Annotated in this window: 18 protein-coding genes; 14 read left to right on the top strand and 4 right to left on the bottom strand. The window is 54.7% G+C overall.

What is annotated here, in order from left to right:
* Positions 1–40 precede the first annotated feature (40 nt).
* The 6 genes from WN53_RS10335 (at position 41) to WN53_RS10360 (ending at position 10,032) form a co-directional block, all read left to right on the top strand.
* Entirely contained in the window at positions 41–1,339 is a 1,299-nt protein-coding gene (locus WN53_RS10335; RefSeq protein WP_024483338.1) for an adenylosuccinate synthase, read from the top strand.
* Positions 1,340–1,558: 219 nt separating this feature from the next.
* The gene (gene nsrR, locus WN53_RS10340; RefSeq protein WP_024483339.1) at positions 1,559–1,984 is read left to right on the top strand and encodes a nitric oxide-sensing transcriptional repressor NsrR; all 426 of its coding nucleotides are present in this window, start codon (positions 1,559–1,561) and stop codon (positions 1,982–1,984) included.
* 59 nt (positions 1,985–2,043) lie between these two features.
* A complete protein-coding gene (gene rnr, locus WN53_RS10345) occupies positions 2,044–4,563 on the top strand; it encodes a ribonuclease R (RefSeq protein WP_024483340.1) in 2,520 nt (839 codons plus the stop codon).
* Between the two features lie 60 nt (positions 4,564–4,623).
* A complete protein-coding gene (gene rlmB, locus WN53_RS10350; RefSeq protein ID WP_021179009.1) occupies positions 4,624–5,355 on the top strand; it encodes a 23S rRNA (guanosine(2251)-2'-O)-methyltransferase RlmB in 732 nt (243 codons plus the stop codon).
* 123 nt (positions 5,356–5,478) lie between these two features.
* Entirely contained in the window at positions 5,479–7,107 is a 1,629-nt protein-coding gene (locus WN53_RS10355; RefSeq protein WP_024483341.1) for an isovaleryl-CoA dehydrogenase, read from the top strand.
* 393 nt (positions 7,108–7,500) lie between these two features.
* Positions 7,501–10,032 carry a two-partner secretion domain-containing protein gene (locus WN53_RS10360; RefSeq protein ID WP_080660655.1) on the top strand — a complete coding sequence of 844 codons (2,532 nt, stop codon included), beginning with the start codon at positions 7,501–7,503 and terminating at the stop codon, positions 10,030–10,032.
* Positions 10,033–10,098: 66 nt separating this feature from the next.
* Here the strand turns inward: WN53_RS10360 and bsmA are convergent, their stop codons facing one another.
* Positions 10,099–10,407, bottom strand: coding sequence for a biofilm peroxide resistance protein BsmA (gene bsmA / locus WN53_RS10365; RefSeq protein ID WP_024483343.1), 309 nt, complete (start codon positions 10,405–10,407; stop codon positions 10,099–10,101).
* 99 nt (positions 10,408–10,506) lie between these two features.
* On the opposite strand from bsmA, the gene yjfP reads away from it, so the two are divergent.
* A complete protein-coding gene (gene yjfP, locus WN53_RS10370) occupies positions 10,507–11,259 on the top strand; it encodes an esterase (protein ID WP_024483344.1) in 753 nt (250 codons plus the stop codon).
* Positions 11,260–11,347: 88 nt separating this feature from the next.
* On the opposite strand, the gene WN53_RS10375 is transcribed toward yjfP, so the two are convergent.
* Entirely contained in the window at positions 11,348–11,614 is a 267-nt protein-coding gene (locus WN53_RS10375; protein ID WP_024483345.1) for a YdgH/BhsA/McbA family protein, read from the bottom strand.
* 181 nt (positions 11,615–11,795) lie between these two features.
* Between WN53_RS10375 and WN53_RS28630 the strand changes: the two genes are divergently transcribed.
* The 6 genes from WN53_RS28630 to WN53_RS10395 all read left to right on the top strand — a co-directional run bounded on the left by WN53_RS28630 (position 11,796) and on the right by WN53_RS10395 (position 14,004).
* Complete coding sequence (locus tag WN53_RS28630; RefSeq protein ID WP_158645277.1) at positions 11,796–11,942, top strand: hypothetical protein; 147 nt, start codon at positions 11,796–11,798, stop codon at positions 11,940–11,942.
* A gap of 143 nt (positions 11,943–12,085) precedes the next feature.
* Complete coding sequence (rpsF, locus tag WN53_RS10380; protein WP_004933634.1) at positions 12,086–12,484, top strand: 30S ribosomal protein S6; 399 nt, start codon at positions 12,086–12,088, stop codon at positions 12,482–12,484.
* 8 nt (positions 12,485–12,492) lie between these two features.
* Positions 12,493–12,810 (top strand): primosomal replication protein N, encoded by a 318-nt coding sequence (priB, locus tag WN53_RS27205; protein WP_065684090.1) that lies wholly within the window; start codon positions 12,493–12,495, stop codon positions 12,808–12,810.
* A 4-nt stretch (positions 12,811–12,814) separates the two neighbouring features.
* Positions 12,815–13,042 (top strand): 30S ribosomal protein S18, encoded by a 228-nt coding sequence (gene rpsR, locus WN53_RS10385; protein WP_000135199.1) that lies wholly within the window; start codon positions 12,815–12,817, stop codon positions 13,040–13,042.
* Between the two features lie 39 nt (positions 13,043–13,081).
* On the top strand, positions 13,082–13,534 hold the full coding sequence (rplI, locus tag WN53_RS10390) for a 50S ribosomal protein L9 (protein ID WP_004933629.1): 453 nt from the start codon (positions 13,082–13,084) through the stop codon (positions 13,532–13,534).
* Between the two features lie 110 nt (positions 13,535–13,644).
* Positions 13,645–14,004, top strand: coding sequence for a DUF488 domain-containing protein (locus tag WN53_RS10395; RefSeq protein WP_024483346.1), 360 nt, complete (start codon positions 13,645–13,647; stop codon positions 14,002–14,004).
* Here the strand turns inward: WN53_RS10395 and WN53_RS10400 are convergent.
* Complete coding sequence (locus tag WN53_RS10400) at positions 14,001–14,669, bottom strand: OapA family protein (RefSeq protein ID WP_024483347.1); 669 nt, start codon at positions 14,667–14,669, stop codon at positions 14,001–14,003. The two genes, WN53_RS10395 and WN53_RS10400, sit on opposite strands and share 4 nt — an antisense overlap.
* Positions 14,670–15,010: 341 nt before the next feature.
* Between WN53_RS10400 and bamJ the strand changes: the two genes are divergently transcribed.
* The gene (gene bamJ / locus WN53_RS10405; protein WP_021179017.1) at positions 15,011–15,631 is read left to right on the top strand and encodes a BamJ family beta-barrel-assembly machinery protein; all 621 of its coding nucleotides are present in this window, start codon (positions 15,011–15,013) and stop codon (positions 15,629–15,631) included.
* A gap of 44 nt (positions 15,632–15,675) precedes the next feature.
* On the opposite strand, the gene ytfE is transcribed toward bamJ, so the two are convergent.
* Positions 15,676–16,341 (bottom strand): iron-sulfur cluster repair protein YtfE, encoded by a 666-nt coding sequence (ytfE, locus tag WN53_RS10410; RefSeq protein WP_024483348.1) that lies wholly within the window; start codon positions 16,339–16,341, stop codon positions 15,676–15,678.
* Positions 16,342–16,412: the final 71 nt, after the last annotated feature.

Consider the following 16,412-nt stretch of genomic DNA (forward strand, 5'->3'; position numbering starts at 1 on the left):
GGTGGTAGAATCCATTTTTAAGCAACCTGGTGATTTTAAAATGGGTAAGAACGTCGTCGTACTGGGCACCCAATGGGGTGACGAAGGTAAGGGTAAGGTCGTAGACCTGCTGACTGAACGGGCTCAATATGTTGTGCGCTACCAAGGTGGCCATAACGCTGGCCACACTCTGGTTATCAACGGTGAAAAAACCGTTCTTCATTTAATTCCTTCAGGTATCCTGCGTGAAAACGTGACCAGCGTCATCGGCAACGGTGTGGTTCTGGCGCCAGACGCATTGATGAAGGAAATGGGTGAACTCGAAGCGCGCGGCATCCCGGTACGCGAACGTCTGTTACTGTCTGAAGCCTGCCCGCTGATCCTGCCTTATCACGTCGCCCTGGATAATGCGCGTGAGAAAGCGCGTGGCGCCAAAGCCATCGGCACCACCGGCCGTGGTATCGGCCCGGCTTACGAAGACAAAGTTGCCCGTCGCGGTCTGCGCGTTGGTGACCTGTTCGATAAAGCCACCTTCGCTACCAAGCTGAAAGACATCATCGATTACCACAACTTCCAACTGGTTAACTACTACAAAGTAGAAGCCGTTGATTACCAGACCACCCTTGACTATGTGCTGTCGATTGCCGATATCCTGACCGGGATGGTAGTAGACGTCTCCGAACTACTGGACGGTGCGCGCAAGCGTGGCGATCTGATCATGTTCGAAGGTGCACAGGGTACGCTGCTGGATATCGATCACGGTACCTATCCGTACGTGACCTCTTCCAACACCACCGCGGGTGGCGTAGCAACCGGTTCTGGCATTGGCCCACGTTACGTGGACTACGTGCTGGGCATCGTGAAAGCCTATTCTACCCGTGTAGGTGCAGGCCCGTTCCCAACCGAACTGTTCGACGAAACCGGCGAATACCTGTGCAAACAGGGTAATGAGTTTGGTGCTACCACTGGCCGTCGCCGTCGTACCGGCTGGCTGGATGCGGTTGCCGTTCGCCGTGCCGTGCAGATCAACTCCCTGTCTGGCTTCTGCCTGACCAAGCTGGACGTGCTGGACGGCCTGAAAGAAGTGAAGATCTGTGTGGGCTATCGCATGCCGGACGGCCGCGAAATGACCACCACGCCGCTGGCTGCAGAAGGTTGGGAAGGTATCGAGCCAATCTACGAAACCATGCCGGGCTGGAGCGAAACGACGTTTGGTGTGAAAGACTACAGCAAACTGCCACAGGCAGCGCTGAACTACATCAAACGCATCGAAGAGCTGACTGATGTACCGGTAGACATTATCTCTACTGGCCCAGACCGTAGCGAAACCATGATCCTGCGCGATCCGTTCGACGCATAATCTGTTTACCTATTGTCATCAAACAAACCGGGCCAAGTCCCGGTTTGTTTGCCTCATGTATCCTCCCCGATGGCGTTTTCACCTCACAAAATCCCTTCGTTGCTCCGGTTGAGAGTCACCTATGCGCTAAATAATTAGCTGCGAACTCTCCGGCTGGTTTATCATCCAATAAGATAGTAAAGAAAATCGCCGAAAATCGGCAGATACCCAGAGGTAAACGTGCAGTTAACAAGTTTTACTGACTATGGCCTACGGGCATTGATCTATATGGCATCATTGCCTGCGGACAAAATGACCAGCATCTCTGAGGTTACGGAGGTGTACGGGGTTTCCCGTAACCATATGGTAAAAATTATCAATCAGCTGAGCCGTGAAGGCTTTGTGACCGCCGTGCGGGGTAAAAACGGCGGTATACGCTTGGGTAAACCGGCTGAGAGCATCCGTATTGGCGACGTGGTGCGGGCGCTGGAGCCGCTTTCGTTGGTTAACTGCAGCAGCGATTTTTGTCATATCACCCCAGCCTGCCGTTTGAAGCAAGTGCTCCAGCAGGCGGTAAAGAATTTCCTTGAGGAGCTGGATAGTCACACATTGGCCGACATGGTCGAAGACAATTCACCGCTCTACAAGCTTTTGCTTGTCGAATAAAGCGTTACTGAGAAGACAAGGCTCAGCGACACCCTGCTGATGACAACGGAGGAACCTCAATGTCACAAGATCCATTCCTGGAACGAGAAGCAGAAAAATATGAATCCCCAATTCCTAGCCGCGAATTTATCCTGGCCCATTTGGCGAAACGTGAAACGCCGGCCAGCCGCGAAGAATTGGGCAATGAACTGAACTTATCCGGCGAAGAAGCGCTGGAAGCCTTGCGCCGTCGCCTGCGTGCGATGGAGCGTGATGGCCAGTTGGTCTTTACCCGCCGCCAGTGCTATGCCCTGCCGGAGCGTCTGGACCTGCTGCGTGGCACGGTGATCGGCCACCGCGATGGCTTCGGCTTCCTGCGGGTTGAAGGGCGTAAAGACGACCTTTATCTCTCCGCCGAGCAAATGAAAATGGCCATCCACGGCGATGTGGTGTTGGCTCAACCGCTGGGCGAAGATCGCAAAGGCCGCCGCGAAGCGCGTATCGTGCGCGTGCTGGTGCCCAAAACCAGCCAGATTGTTGGCCGCTACTTCACCGATGCCGGTACCGGCTTCGTGGTGCCGGATGACGGCCGCCTGAGCTTCGATATTCTGATCCCTGCCGACTCGGTCAGCGGGGCGCGGATGGGCTTTATGGTGGTGGTCGAGCTGACCCAGCGCCCAACGCGCCGCACCAAAGCCGTGGGTAAGATCGTCGAGATCCTGGGCGATAAAATGGGCACCAGCATGGCGGTGGATATCGCATTGCGTACCCATGAGATCCCGCATACCTGGCCACCTCAGGTGGAGAAGCAGGTTGCCGACCTCAGTGAGCAGGTGCCGGAAGCCGCCAAGAAAGGGCGTGTGGATCTGCGTCACCTGCCGCTGGTCACCATTGATGGCGAAGACGCTCGCGATTTCGATGATGCCGTGTACTGCGAGAAGAAGCGCGGTGGCGGCTGGCGCCTGTGGGTCGCGATTGCCGACGTTAGCTACTATGTGCGCCCACGCACGGCGCTGGATGACGAAGCCCGTAGCCGTGGCACCTCAGTCTACTTCCCGTCGGAAGTGGTGCCAATGCTGCCGGAAGTGCTTTCCAACGGCCTGTGCTCGCTCAACCCGCAGGTCGATCGCCTGTGTATGGTGAGTGAGATGACCATCTCCGCATCGGGCCGTCTGTCTTCGTTTAAATTCTACGAAGCGGTAATGAGCTCCCATGCGCGCTTAACCTACACCAAGGTCTGGCATATCTTGCAGGGCGATCAGGAACTGCGCGAGCAGTATCATCCGTTGGTCAAACACCTGCAGGAGCTGCATGCGCTGTATAAAGTGCTGGATCAGGCTCGTGCCGAGCGCGGTGGTATCGCCTTCGAAACCGAAGAAGCCAAGTTTATCTTCAACGCCGAACGCCGTATTGAGCGCGTAGAGCCAACGGTACGTAATGACGCGCACAAACTGATCGAAGAGTGCATGATCATGGCGAACGTTGCGGCGGCACGCTTTGTTGAGAAGCATAACGAACCTGCGCTGTTCCGCGTGCACGATCGCCCAAGCGACGATCACATTTCTGCATTGCGCAGCGTGTTGAGCGAACTGGGACTGACCCTGGGCGGAGGCCTGAAGCCGCAGCCGAAAGATTACGCCACTTTGATGGACGAAGTATCGGAACGTCCGGACCGTGAAATGCTGCAAACCATGCTGCTGCGTTCGATGAAACAGGCGATCTACGATCCGGAAAACCGTGGCCACTTCGGCCTGGCGTTGGCTTCTTATGGCCACTTTACTTCGCCTATCCGTCGTTACCCGGACCTGTCACTGCACCGCGCCATCAAGTACGTGTTGGCGAAGGAGCAAGGTGAGCAGAAAGAGCGCTGGACGCCAACCGGAGGCTGGCACAGCGATCTGGAAGAGATGCTGCAACTGGGTATGCACTGCTCGATGACCGAGCGCCGTGCCGATGAAGCTACGCGTAATGTGGCGGACTGGCTGAAGTGCGACTTTATGCAGGATCACGTCGGTGAAGTGTTTAGCGGCGTTATTGCCAGCGTCACCGGCTTTGGTTTCTTCGTCCGCCTGAGCGATCTGTTTATCGATGGTCTGGTACACGTGTCCACGCTGGATAACGATTACTATCGCTACGATAATATCGGCCAGCGTCTGATCGGCGAATCTTCCGGCATGGTCTATCGCCTGGGAGATACGGTGGAGATCCGCGTTGAGGCCGTGCATATGGACGAACGCAAGATCGACTTCGCCCTGGTTTCCAGCACCCGCAAACCGCGTGGTGAAGGCAAAACCGAGCGCGAGCGTGCCAAGAATGGCGGCCACCGCACGCTGCGCGACGGTGCCGGAGCGGGCCGTAGTCAGGCTCAACGTAAACGCCGTGGCGGCAAGACGCCTGCCAACTTTGAGCCAGACAGCGCCTTCCGTAAAAAAGAGGGGGCCAAGGCCAAACCCGCAGACAAGGTGAAGGCAGACCCGAAGGCAAAAGCTAAAACCGATCCGAAGGCGAAAGCCAAAAAAGCGTCTGATAAGACCAAAAAGATAGCGGCCGCGACCAAAGCCAAGCGTGCCAGCAAGAAGAAAGGTGCCGAGCAGGGTTAACCTGCCGCACGTTATTATCCCCGGCCGGGTCACCCCCGGCCGCACAGTTAAAAGAGCATCATGAGCGAAATTATCTACGGTATTCACGCTGTCAAAGCCCTGCTAGACAACGATCCACAACGTTTCCTGGAAGTGTTTATTCTCAAGGGGCGTGACGATCGCCGCTTACAGCCTTTGATTGCCGAGCTGGAAGCGACCGGTATTGTGATCCAGGTGGCTAACCGCCAATGGCTGGATGAGAAGGTCGAAGGGGCCGTCCACCAGGGCATTATTGCGCGGGTGCGTGAAGGGCGGAAATATCAGGAGAACGATCTGCCTGGGCTGCTGGAAAGCGTTGAAACGCCATTCCTGCTGGTGCTGGACGGCGTTACCGATCCCCATAACCTGGGGGCTTGCCTGCGTAGTGCCGACGCTGCCGGTGTCCATGCGGTGATCGTCCCACGCGATCGCTCTGCCCAACTGAATGCGACGGCGAAGAAAGTGGCCTGCGGTGCGGCCGAGAATGTCCCATTGATCACCGTCACCAACTTGGCTCGTACCCTGCGTTTGCTGCAAGAGATGAACATCTGGATCGTGGGCACGGCGGGTGAAGCCGACCACACGCTGTATCAAAGCAAAATGACCGGCCCGATGGCGCTGGTGATGGGCGCGGAAGGTGAAGGTATGCGTCGTTTGACCCGTGAACATTGCGACGAACTGATCAGCATTCCGATGGCCGGTACGGTTTCCTCGTTGAACGTCTCGGTAGCGACCGGTGTCTGTCTGTTTGAAGCGGTGCGCCAGCGCAGCTGATGATTTAATAGGGGTGAAACCTGTCACCCCTACCTCTAATCTCCTATCTTGTGATCCCGCCAGCGGCAGAAATCCAGCTAATGACCATAATTACCCCTGAAGCGTTAATCAGGGAGCAAGCTCATGGTCTGGACTACGCATACCGTCTTTAACCAACCCAAGCCCTTGGGGAACAGCAACCTTTTCCTGTCCGATACGCCGTTGCGTGAAGCGTTGCAGCGCGAGTTGGCGGGTTGGGATAGCGACGTTCTAGCCTCGCTTGGGCAACAGTTAGGCACGCAGGAGTCACTGGAGTTGGGGCGGCTGGCCAATATCAACCCACCGGAGTTGCTGCGCTATGACGCCACCGGGCAACGCCTGGACGACGTGCGCTTTCATCCAGCCTGGCACATCCTGATGCAGGGGTTGGTCGCTAACCGGGTGCACAACCTGCCGTGGCAGGAAGATGCCCGTATTGGCTCCTTGGTGGCCCGTGCCGCTCGCTTTGTGTTGCACGCTCAGGTGGAGGCCGGCACGCTCTGCCCAATCACCATGACCTTTGGCGCTATCCCACTGCTACAGCGTTCCCTGCCAAAGGAGTATCAATCCTGGCTATCCCCGTTACTTTCCGATCGTTATGATCCTCATCTGCTGCCCGGAGCACAAAAGCGCGGGCTGTTGATCGGCATGGGGATGACGGAAAAGCAGGGCGGCTCTGACGTGCTGAGCAATACCACCACCGCTGTGCCGCTCGCCAGTCGCGGCAATGGGGAGGCCTATCGCCTGGTGGGCCATAAATGGTTCTTTTCGGTGCCGCAAAGCGATGCCCATCTGATATTGGCACAGGCGGAGGGAGGGCTTTCCTGTTTCTTCCTACCCCGGCTCCTTCCTGACGGCACTCGCAATGCCATCCGCCTGGAGAGGCTTAAAGACAAGCTGGGCAACCGTTCCAATGCCAGTAGCGAAGCCGAGTTTCAGGACGCAACGGCCTGGTTATTGGGCGATGAAGGGGATGGCGTCAGGCAAATCCTCAAGATGGGGGGGATGACCCGTTTCGATTGCGCTTTGGGTAGCCATGGGCTGATGCGCCGCAGCCTTTCGGTGGCGCTGTACCATGCTCTGCAACGGCAGGCGTTTGGTAAATGCCTTATTGAACAGCCGTTGATGCGGCAGGTGTTGGCCCGTATGGCGTTACGGCTTGAAGGGCATACCGCTTTGCTGCTCCGTTTGGCGCGAGCTTGGGAAAGCCGGGGGGATGAAGGCGAAGTGGTCTACAGCCGCTTACTGACCCCGGCGGCAAAATACCGTATCTGTCATCAAGGCGCGGCATTTATCGGGGAAGCCATGGAAGTGCTGGGAGGGATTGGCTATTGCGAAGACAGCGAGCTGCCGCGTTTGTATCGAGAGGCACCGGTAAACAGCATTTGGGAAGGTTCGGGCAACATCATGTGCCTGGACGTGATGCGCAGTCTGCATAAGTTGCCTGGTGCGCTAGAGTTGCTGCAGCAGGAACTGTTGCCGGTGCGCGGGCAGAACAGGTTGTTCGATCGCGCCTGGCGGCAATGGCAACAGCGTATGCGCCAACCGCGTGAAGAAATGGGGCGTTTGCTAACCCAGCAGTTATTCGATTTGTGCTGTGCCGCCCAACTGCTGCAGCATGCCAGCCCGCCAATTGGAGAAGCCTGGTGCCATTTAACTCTGGATTACCGTGGAGATAGAGTGCTGCCTGCTGAGGTGTGCGATACGCTACTCCAGCGGGCTATGGGGGGATAAACAGGAACTCGGGGCTTATAGCCTAGAGGGAATGCCATCAGATAATAGGCTGATGGCATTGGATGTATAATTTTTTGCCTGATTTCAGCTCGAATGATTAATTATAGAAATATCCCGCGTGATATTAATTTCGTGTAAGCACCCAATATGTATTCTGCTGTGGCTTTAAGGATGATTCTTGTGAATGTGTGGGATATACCCTTTTTTGGGTTCTGATTAACTAATTGGCTCAGTGGGTAACGGGTTGTATGTTACATTTTTAATGTAATTGAGATTAAGCACGGCTCGAGAGTGCCAATCTGTGCCAATTATTTATTCGGGAAAATCTTTTTTATCGCGGCTTGTTCTGGTCAATCCACTGGCTTTCCTATTTGTGTAAAAGGAATTAACAGCATGACATATAGTAATCACTCATCCACTACCGATTTATCGACACGTATGGGAAAAAATAATTCATCTCTGCGGATGAATCTTTCGCCACTCTACTTTGCCGGGCTGCTGGCTTTTGGCTGCGTCTCTGTGGCTAATGCGGCTATCGTTGCCGATGCCGGGCAGGCGTCTAGCCCTGCGGTTAATGCCGGGGCGAATGGGTCGACTGTGGTGAATATCAACGCTGCGGGTAAAGGCGGTGTTTCGCATAATATCTTCAACCAGTTCAACGTTGATAAAAACGGTGTGGTGCTGAATAACAGCGTCGATGGTGCGAATAGCCAACTGGCGGGGAGTCTTGCGGGTAATGCGAATTTAAGCGGTGGGGCGGCCTCGGTGATCCTTAATGAGGTCAACTCTAATCGGGCCAACGTGTTAAATGGCATGGTGGAAGTTGCAGGTCAGCAGGCCCAGGTAATAATTGCTAACCCGGCCGGTATTACCTGTAGCGGCTGCGGATTTATTAATGCTGGCAGAGCAACGCTGACCACCGGTACTGCCCAGATTGCCGATGGTGCCATACAGGGATATAAAACGGAAAAAGGCAGCATTGTTATTAATGGCAATGGCCTGAACAGCGGCGACAGTAATTATACCGATTTGATTGCCCGCTCGGTGGCGATTAATGCCGGTGTCTGGGCCAAGGATTTGAAAGTGACCACTGGCCGTAATAACGTCAATGCGGACAACACCCAGGCTACTGCGCTGGCCTCGGCGTTGGGCAGACCTGGCGTCGGGATTGACGTTGCTGCTTTGGGGGGGATGTATGCCGGCAAGATCACCCTGGTGGGTACAGAAAGCGGAGTGGGCGTTCGTAATGCCGGTACCATCGCGGCTTCCACCTCAGACCTGGTGATGGACGTTAATGGTGTGCTGGATAACCGTTCAGGGACCCTATCCGCCGCACACGCCAACAAACTGAACACCGCAGGCACTATTAATAATACCAGGGGGAAAATCACCGGCGGGAACGGTGGTATCACTATCAATACCCATAAAAACCGCCTGACCAATACCAACGGCAACATAGCCGCTATCGGCTCTGTGAGCATCAATAGTGGGCAATTGAACAATACCAACGGTATGGTGCAATCCAGTTCACAGGTCACTATCGATACCAATGGGCAGTTGCTGACCAATACTGGCCGCAATAACGATACCGGTATTTACAGCACCTTGGGTATGACCCTGAAAACGGGTCAGTTGAACAATAACAATGGCCTGATCACCACCAGTGGTAACTCCACTATCATCAGCGGTGCGCTGGATAACCGTAATGGGCAGATTTTTGCCTTTGGTTCTTCGTCGTCCGATCTGTCGATGACCGTTGGCGGCACGCTTGATAACCGTGGCGGCGAAATAGCGGCTCAACATCAGGTAAATCTGTCTACCAGCAGTACGTTGAACAATAGCGCAAACGGCAAAATGAGTGCAGGTGACGATTTTAAGCTGACAACAAACAAAGCTGCGCTCAATAACACCAACGGCTTGATTGAGTCGGCTGGGGCGTTGGATATCAACAGTGGGCTACTGACCAATAGAACCGGTAGTCTGCAAGCGACCAAGATGCTGAACGTAAACACCAACGGCAGTAACCTGATCAACGAGAGTGGGCAGATCTCTGCAATGGGGGATATCCAGCTCGCCAATATCAACGCCATGGACAACCGGGATGGCAGTGTTAGCGGTGAGGGTAAGCTGTTGCTGCGAGCAAACAGCCTGGATAACCGCACGGGTGGGTTAACCTTGGACAAGGGCAATGACGTTCGCATCAACAATGTCCTTAATAACAACTATGGCGTGATCCGAAGCGCGCTGGGTAGCACGGAGCTGTATGCCAGCACGGTCAACAACAATGCGGGCTTGTTGGGGGGGCAGGAAGTTCATGTGCATACCGACACATTGCGCAATGACGAGGGGCTGATTTTTGCCGAGAAGACGGCAGAAATAAAGGCGGCGACTCTCTATAACCGTAATAGTGGGAATTTTGGTCGAGTGATGGGCGTGCATATCGATATGCCGGAGGACACTCAGGGGGGCATTATCAGCATGGGCGATCTGAGCATGACCGGTAACCGGGTGTACAACAGTCGGGGTCTGATTGCTGCCAGCGGCGGCAACTTGAACATGAAGTATGCTGGCAACGTGGATAATAACCGCGGCACCCTTTCAAGTATGACTTCTCTGTCGCTGCTGGCTAACCGCCTGGATAACGGCAATGGCACGATCTCTTCAACAGGTAGCAGTAGCGTAGAAGTGGCTTCAGCCTTTACCAACAGCGGCTTGGTCCACGGTAGAGAAGGGCTGGATATTCGCGTCAACGGGGCATTGACCAACAGCGGTCAATTATGGTCCGACAAGGTCACCACGATCAACAGCCAGAATTTAACTAACCGGCGCGGCGCGGTGATCGGCGGCCTGGAGGGGGTGAAACTGAACCTGACGGGGAGATACACCAATAACGGTGATGTAACTGGGCCGGTAATCAAAGAATAATCGCGTAAATCTCTTTTACGGGTGCCTATTCAGGCACCCGTTTTTACTTATCTCTCAGAGCCAGCGCTACCGATAAAGTATCGCCTGTGAATACCACTGGCCCGGCACGATGGTTTCGCTGTTCATGATGATCATGTAATAGCGTGCCCCGCTGGCGTTAGCTTTGCGCTGGATCTCGGCTTCCACGTTCATCGGGCTGCCATGCACCAGCGCGCTGATCGTTCCCATTTTCTCCAACTCGGTGGTTTGGGCGCGGGTGATCTCTTGTGCCTGAGAGGTAGGCGGGGGTGGGGGTTTGGGCGTGGTTTTAAATACGCTGCAGCCGGATAACAAACCAAACAGCAATAGGGTGATCAACGTACGGGAAAGATTCATGCTGGCCTCATTACTCTTTCGCATAGAGTAGAATGGGTTGAACTAAGGTTTCGGGCCGATTTTTGCCATCATAGAGAAGATTGGGCACAGGGGGAATACATGATCGAGATCCATGATGAGCGGGTGGGTGACGTTGCGGTGATCCATGCAGTGCCTGCCGGGCGCTATGAGCAGCCGTTGCCCACTATCTTCTTCTATCACGGCTATACCTCATCGAAAGAGGTGTACGCCTATTTTGCCTATGGGCTGGCCAAGGTCGGTTTCCGGGTGGTGCTGCCCGATTGTGCGATGCACGGTGAGCGGTTTGATGGTGATGAAGCACGGCGGCTGGCGCATTTCTGGGAAATCCTCAAAAGTAACGTCGATGAGTTACCTGCGCTCAAAACGCACTTTGAGCAGCGTGGGCTAATTGCCGGGGATCGCATTGGCGTGGCGGGCGCTTCGATGGGGGGCATGACCACCTTAGGGGCCTTTACCCGTTATCCTTGGGTGAAAGCGGCCGCCAGCCTGATGGGGTCGGGCTACTTTACCTCACTGGCGCAGACGCTGTATCCGCCATTGGATGCGCAGGGTCAGCCACTGGAGCAGTCCGCGCTCAAGGCACGTCTTGCGCCCTTGGTCTCTTATGAGGTTGAGCAGCATTGGGAGCGTTTTGCCGGGAGGCCGTTGCTGTTATGGCATGGTGAAACCGATGATGTGGTGCCAGCGGTGGAGAGTGAGCGCTTGGCCAGTGAGTTACGCCAGCGCGGCCTGGATCGGAGGTTGACCTACCTCACTGAAGCGGAAGTACGCCATCGTATTACCCCTGGGGCGTTGAACGCTACCGCCGCTTTCTTCCAGGGTTCACTGTAAAAAGCCCCCGAGGGAGGGGGCAAGGCATGGCTGTTACTGATCGACCGCCTCTTGGTGCGGCAGGGTTCCCTGGTGCTGCATTTTTCGGTTAGCGATAAAGCTCGGCGCTGACGTGGATAGACGCGGTGCTGCCTGGCTCATGTAGCGCAACAATCCGGTAAGCGCTGGCGCCGCGTTGATCGGCAATCTTGTTGATTTGGGACGTCGCGTCGTCGGGCGAAACCACTTCCTGAGTCAGGCTGACGAAGCCAATGCTTTGGCGCTCTGCGGCCTGGCGTGCGGTGATTTCAGTGGCGGCCATGGCGTTGGCGGAAAGCAGCAACGCGATAGCGGTAGCGATGGTGATACGTTTCATTGGTGCCTCTCTTAACTCTTTGCTACAGCGGCGTGTCACGTGGGCCACCGCCGATATACTGCTCATTAAGCAAAAAGTTATTTATCAATATTGAATAACTGCAACCCTTTATCGCTGCGCTTTCTGCGGCGGATAATTTAACTTTAGTCCGATAGTCAGGATTAAAAAGGGGGGGATTTTGATGGCCTTGTTCAAAAAAAATGATAATGATTTCCAGTGGGCTGATGATTTTGTTGAAGGATTTTTAAAACCTATGGATCGGCATACATCGCTTTTTCTGTCAGCAAATCGTGCTATTTCTCGTGGCCTTACGCATAAACCTCAATAAATCCTACTCAGTCCTTGAGTTCCCCCCCTTGCGCCGGTATGATTACGCGTCATTTTTCAGCCGCACACATACACACGTTCCTTGCTTCCATGGGCCGCGGTTGACCCTGACAGGAGGCTGAATAATCCGTAAGGAGCAATTCGATGCGTCATTACGAAATCGTTTTTATGGTCCATCCTGACCAAAGCGAACAGGTTCCGGGCATGATCGAGCGTTACAGTGCTACCATCACTAACGCGCAAGGTCAGATTCACCGTCTGGAAGACTGGGGCCGCCGTCAACTGGCTTACCCGATCAATAAACTGCACAAAGCCCACTACGTTCTGCTGAACGTTGAAGCTCCGCAGGAAGCGATCGATGAGCTGGAAACTAACTTCCGCTTCAACGACGCCGTTATCCGTAGCATGGTTATGCGCGTTAAGCACGCGGTAACTGAAGCATCTCCGATGGTTAAAGCGAAAGACGAACGTCGTGGCGATCGCCGCGAAGACTTCGCTAACGAAACCGCAGATGATGCAGATGCTGGGGATTCTGAAGAGTAATTGCTGTCGTGACGGCTAATCGTCTGGTGTTGTCTGGCACAGTGTGCAAGACGCCGGTGCGAAAAGTGAGTCCTTCCGGGATACCCCACTGCCAATTTGTGCTTGAGCACCGATCGTCGCAGATGGAAGCCGGATTCAGCAGGCAAGCATGGTGCCGAATGCCCGTGGTTGTCAGCGGACAACAGTCACAAGCTTTAACTCAAAGATTAACGGTCGGCAGTCAGGTTACCGTTCAAGGCTTCGTTAGCTGCCATCAAGGGCGCAACGGGCTGAACAAATTGGTCCTGCATGCCGAGCAGATTGAATTGATAGATTCTGGAGACTAGCCAAATGGCACGTTATTTCCGTCGTCGCAAGTTCTGCCGTTTCACCGCGGAAGGCGTTCAAGAGATTGACTATAAAGACATCGCTACGCTGAAAAACTACATCACTGAAAGTGGTAAAATTGTCCCGAGCCGTATCACCGGTACTCGTGCAAAATATCAGCGCCAGCTGGCCCGTGCTATCAAGCGCGCGCGCTACCTGTCTTTGTTGCCGTACACTGATCGTCATCAGTAATCGGCCACTGTCCATTAACGACTTTGAGAGGATAAGGTAATGCAAGTTATTCTGCTTGATAAAGTAGCAAACCTGGGCAGCCTGGGTGATCAGGTTAACGTTAAAGCGGGTTATGCCCGTAACTTCCTGGTACCACAGGGCAAAGCTGTTCCTGCTACCAAGAAAAACGTAGAGTTCTTCGAAGCACGCCGTGCTGAACTGGAAGCCAAACTGGCTGACGTTCTGGCTGCTGCTGAAGCTCGCGCAACCAAGATCAACGAACTGGGTTCAGTCACCATCGCGTCTAAATCAGGCGACGAAGGTAAACTGTTCGGCTCTATCGGCACCCGCGACATCGCTGACGCAGTTACTGCGGCAGGCGTTGAAGTTGCCAAGAGCGAAGTTCGTCTGCCGAACGGCGTTCTGCGTACCACTGGTGAGCACGAAGTGCACTTCCAGGTACACAGCGACGTGTTCGCACAGCTGAATGTAGTTGTGGTTGCTGAAGCTTAATCGGCTTTAGTACACCAAGTTAAAACGCCAGCCTAGTGCTGGCGTTTTGCTTTTCAGCGCCGGGTAAAACGCGCTACTCTGAGGCCATCTGTTGGCAAGGAGAGGCGAAAATGGCAGAAATTATCTTACAGCGAGTCTACGATTTCAGCGGCCCGGCACCGGAGCACTGCTATTTGACCGACCGGCTATGGCCGCGCGGTGTGAGTAAGGAGAGATTGCAGGGCGTCATCTGGCTTAAGCAGGTGGCACCGGATACGGCGTTACGCCAGTGGTTTCATCAGCATACCGACCAGTGGGATGAGTTTGTTGCACTCTATCGCCAACAGTTGGTCGCCAATGAGGCCTGGCAGCCGCTGGTGGCGTTGTTAAAGCGAGGTGAGCCGTTGACCTTGCTGTATGGCAGTAAGGACACACAGCACAACCAGGGGGTTGTACTGCGTGATTTTTTGCTGGACCAGCTTAAAGATTAGCGAACGCGCAGGTAACTGCCATCGTTCTGGCGGCGGAACAGGGCTTCCCTGTTATCCACGGTGGTGACTGAGAGCGCGGTGATCACACCGTTGGCATTGCGTTCGATACGCACTTCTTGCCCGGCCTTCAGATTGCTGAGTGGCTTATCGTTGCCTTCAACTCGCGCCATGGCAAACACCTCGTTCACCGGCAGGTTGTTGTCACGGAACAGCTGCGCCAGAGTTTGGCCAGCCTGGATTTGATATCGCTGCCAGCTATCGCTTTCGCCTGCCGTTTGTTGGCCATCGTTTTGTAACTGAGCCTGCAACGGTATCTGGTTTTCCTGGCTGGTGACCGGGAACGGACGCGCGTTATCGTCGGAATACGGCCAAAGCAGCGACAGTAGCAGGATAGCACCAAAAATAATCACCCAACGGCGGTGAAAATAGGGCAGCGGTTCCATCCAGTGGAGGCTGTCCGGCAGGTGCCATATTTTCAGCAACAACGCTTTGAGCCTTTGCCCCTTGCCGCTCTGCTGTGGCGGTGGTGAGTCCGGCTCATCTGTGGTTGCTGGCGTTTCCGGTGCCGGGCCAGGCTTCAGGCGTTGGCTCAGGTTCAGCCAGGTGCGCAGCAATGGCTGGTAGACACGGGTGGTTTTCCTTCTCCTGGGCGCGATTCTGCCCATGGTGACCTCTCTTCAACTGCGTAAATTTGTCACTTTACAAAAAGTGTATCGCTGACCCCAGTATACCCTATGGTTTCAAGCCGCAGTGCACTTGTGCACCTTGAGGGGCGAATAGTCTCTGTACTGCGCCACTTCGGTGCCGGCCTTGAGCCATACCGGGTCTATATCGCTAACTGTTTGAAGCGATTGGTAGCCGAGAGAATAATGACACCAAACGTTAACAGCAGGTTATTGTTTCTTTTTCTACGACAAAAGTCATCATTCTCCACACAAGATTTTACCCGGCTTTGCCGCGCTGTTATGCTGCGCTTTCGACTTTTTACAGACTAAAGGAAAACCCCATGACAACCCCTTCTTTTGATAGCGTTGAAGCGCAAGCAAGTTACGGGATTGGTTTACAGGTCGGTCAGCAACTGCAAGAGTCCGGCCTGCAAGGTTTACAACCAGAAGCTCTGCTGGCTGGCCTGCGTGACGCGCTGGAAGGGAATGCCCCGGCGGTTCCGGTAGATGTGGTCCATCGTGCGCTGCGCGAAATCCACGAACGTGCGGATGCTGTACGCCTTGAGCGCCAGCAGGCGATGGCCGTTGAAGGCCAGAAGTTCCTGGAAGATAACGCCAAGCGTGACGAAGTGACGCTGACTGAGTCTGGCCTGCAGTTCTCCGTGCTGGAGCAGGGCAATGGCCCAATCCCATCACGTCAGGATCGCGTGCGTGTGCATTACACCGGCCGCCTGATCAACGGTGATGTGTTCGACAGCTCAGTTGAACGTGGTCAACCTGCCGAGTTCCCAGTCAGCGGCGTGATCCCAGGCTGGATCGAAGCCCTGACGCTGATGCCGGTTGGCTCCAAGTGGCAGCTGTATATCCCTCACAACCTGGCCTATGGCGAGCGTGGTGCAGGCGCATCCATCCCGCCATTCAGCGCGCTGGTGTTTGACGTTGAGTTGCTCGAAATTCTGTAATCGGCTCTAGTGTTACAGTAAGGGCGCCTCACGGCGCCCTGGTTTTATCTGCCGCTCAGTGCGCGTGGGAACAGCAAGTTGTTCTCCAGATGGATATGCTCCATCAGATCGCTGATAAACGTATTGATACCGTTGTACAGCGCTTGCCAGGTATTACAGGCCCCTTCCGGTGGCGTGACGTTGTTGGTGAGGAATTTCACCACCTCCAACTGTTCGCCAGCCTCATCATGCTCATGTTCCATCACCGAAATCGGCCCTGCCGCCTGTTGCCCCATGCCTTGTTTAATCAGCGGGAACAGGATCTGTTCTTCCTTCATCATGTGATTTTCCAGATCCAGCCGGATCAGGTTTAGCTGCTTGGCCAGCCCGCGTGGGCAGGTGGGCTTGTCGCCGTGGACGCGTTCAACCTTTTCCGCCATCAATACCAGTTCTGACAGCTGTTCGCGGTGGCGTTGGTGGAAGCGTGGCAGGATGTAATCGATGATCTCAGCCAGCGGGGCCAGGCGCCAATCGCGGGTATCCACCGGGTCTGCCGCCAGTGCGGCCAGCTCACTTTCCAACTTATCCAGATCCAGTTCTTTGCGGCTGGCAGCGCGCTCCAGGGTTTGTTTCCCCCCACAGCAGAAGTCCAAATCGTAGTCGCGGAACAGCTTGCTGGCTCGTGGGATTGCAATGGCGAGTGCGCCTAGGGATTGATTACGGTAATCCATGATGATGCCCCTTTAAAGGAAGAAATCTATAACATGTATTTTAAATGCAATTTAAAGGGTGCGCTATGGTT

Origin of the sequence: Serratia fonticola (assembly GCF_001006005.1) — a bacterium.
GTDB lineage: Bacteria > Pseudomonadota > Gammaproteobacteria > Enterobacterales > Enterobacteriaceae > Chania > Chania fonticola.

What these genes read in the sequence shown, in the direction of transcription:
- rpsR (WP_000135199.1), top strand. Translation starts at nt 12,815, where the DNA reads ATGGCACGTTATTTCCGTCGTCGCAAGTTCTGCCGTTTCACCGCGGAA.
- rnr (WP_024483340.1), top strand. Translation starts at nt 2,044, where the DNA reads ATGTCACAAGATCCATTCCTGGAACGAGAAGCAGAAAAATATGAATCC.
- rpsF (WP_004933634.1), top strand. Translation starts at nt 12,086, where the DNA reads ATGCGTCATTACGAAATCGTTTTTATGGTCCATCCTGACCAAAGCGAA.
- rplI (WP_004933629.1), top strand. Translation starts at nt 13,082, where the DNA reads ATGCAAGTTATTCTGCTTGATAAAGTAGCAAACCTGGGCAGCCTGGGT.
- WN53_RS10360 (WP_080660655.1), top strand. Translation starts at nt 7,501, where the DNA reads ATGACATATAGTAATCACTCATCCACTACCGATTTATCGACACGTATG.
- WN53_RS10395 (WP_024483346.1), top strand. Translation starts at nt 13,645, where the DNA reads ATGGCAGAAATTATCTTACAGCGAGTCTACGATTTCAGCGGCCCGGCA.
- rlmB (WP_021179009.1), top strand. Translation starts at nt 4,624, where the DNA reads ATGAGCGAAATTATCTACGGTATTCACGCTGTCAAAGCCCTGCTAGAC.
- WN53_RS10375 (WP_024483345.1), bottom strand. Translation starts at nt 11,614, where the DNA reads ATGAAACGTATCACCATCGCTACCGCTATCGCGTTGCTGCTTTCCGCC.
- WN53_RS28630 (WP_158645277.1), top strand. Translation starts at nt 11,796, where the DNA reads ATGGCCTTGTTCAAAAAAAATGATAATGATTTCCAGTGGGCTGATGAT.
- bamJ (WP_021179017.1), top strand. Translation starts at nt 15,011, where the DNA reads ATGACAACCCCTTCTTTTGATAGCGTTGAAGCGCAAGCAAGTTACGGG.
- WN53_RS10355 (WP_024483341.1), top strand. Translation starts at nt 5,479, where the DNA reads ATGGTCTGGACTACGCATACCGTCTTTAACCAACCCAAGCCCTTGGGG.
- bsmA (WP_024483343.1), bottom strand. Translation starts at nt 10,407, where the DNA reads ATGAATCTTTCCCGTACGTTGATCACCCTATTGCTGTTTGGTTTGTTA.
- WN53_RS10400 (WP_024483347.1), bottom strand. Translation starts at nt 14,669, where the DNA reads ATGGGCAGAATCGCGCCCAGGAGAAGGAAAACCACCCGTGTCTACCAG.
- ytfE (WP_024483348.1), bottom strand. Translation starts at nt 16,341, where the DNA reads ATGGATTACCGTAATCAATCCCTAGGCGCACTCGCCATTGCAATCCCA.
- yjfP (WP_024483344.1), top strand. Translation starts at nt 10,507, where the DNA reads ATGATCGAGATCCATGATGAGCGGGTGGGTGACGTTGCGGTGATCCAT.
- WN53_RS10335 (WP_024483338.1), top strand. Translation starts at nt 41, where the DNA reads ATGGGTAAGAACGTCGTCGTACTGGGCACCCAATGGGGTGACGAAGGT.